Annotated in this window: 1 protein-coding gene; it reads left to right on the top strand. The window is 35.5% G+C overall.

Translation table 11 applies throughout. The features are described from left to right. A partial coding sequence (locus HT729_RS10930) for an IS3 family transposase (RefSeq protein ID WP_172932015.1) occupies window positions 1-937 on the top strand: 937 nt, incomplete at its 5' end. Window positions 938-1,018 lie beyond the last annotated feature (81 nt).

Raw genomic sequence — 1,018 nt, 5'->3', positions numbered from 1 at the left:
AACTCCGATTGAAGGAGGAAAAAGAGAAAGAAGAAAGGCAGAAATTGTTCAAGAATTAATGTCTGATTTTTCTTTAGATCTTCTTTTAAAATCCAATAAACTAGCTCGTTTGACCTACTACTATCACTTGAAACAGCTAGATAAACCAGATAAGGACCAAGAGCTTAAAGCTGAAATTCAATCCATCTTTATCGAACACAAGGGAAATTATGGTTATCGTCGGATTTATTTAGAACTAAGAAATCGTGGTTATCTAGTAAATCATAAAAGAGTTCAACGCTTGATGAAAGTACTCAATTTACAAGCTAAAATGCGACAGAAACGAAAATATTCTTCTCATAAAGGAGATGTGGGTAAGAAGGCAGAGAATCTCATTCAACGTCAATTTGAAGGCTCTAAAACAATGGAAAAGTGCTACACAGATGTGACAGAATTTGCCATTCCAGCAAGTTCTCAAAAGCTTTACTTATCACCAGTTTTAGATGGCTTTAATAGCGAAATTATCGCCTATAATCTTTCAACTTCACCCAACTTAGAACAAGTACAAACAATGTTGGAACAGGCATTCAAAGAGAAGCACTACGAGAATACGATTTTCCATAGTGACCAAGGCTGGCAATATCAACACGATTCTTATCATCGGTTCCTAGAGAGTAAGGGAATTCAAGCATCCATGTCACGCAAGGGCAACAGCCCAGACAACGGTATGATGGAGTCCTTCTTTGGGATTCTGAAATCGGAAATGTTTTACGGTTATGAGAAGTCGTTTCAGTCGCTTAAGCAATTGGAACAAGCTATTGTAGACTATATTGATTACTACAACAATAAACGAATTAAGGTAAAACTAAAAGGACTCAGTCCTGTACAATACAGAACTAAATCCTTAATCTTATGCGTTTTGTTATGCAAAAATCACTGGAGTTTCCATACATATTAAGAGGAAATAGTTGAAATCAGTTCTTTTAATAACCATTGAATACCATATACTACATTTACCTCAAATATGATATAGGCCGTA

Source organism: Streptococcus sp. 79 (assembly GCF_013277425.1).
Taxonomy (GTDB): Bacteria; Bacillota; Bacilli; order Lactobacillales; family Streptococcaceae; genus Streptococcus; species Streptococcus pseudopneumoniae.
This window is presented reverse-complemented; position numbering and strand designations above follow the sequence as displayed.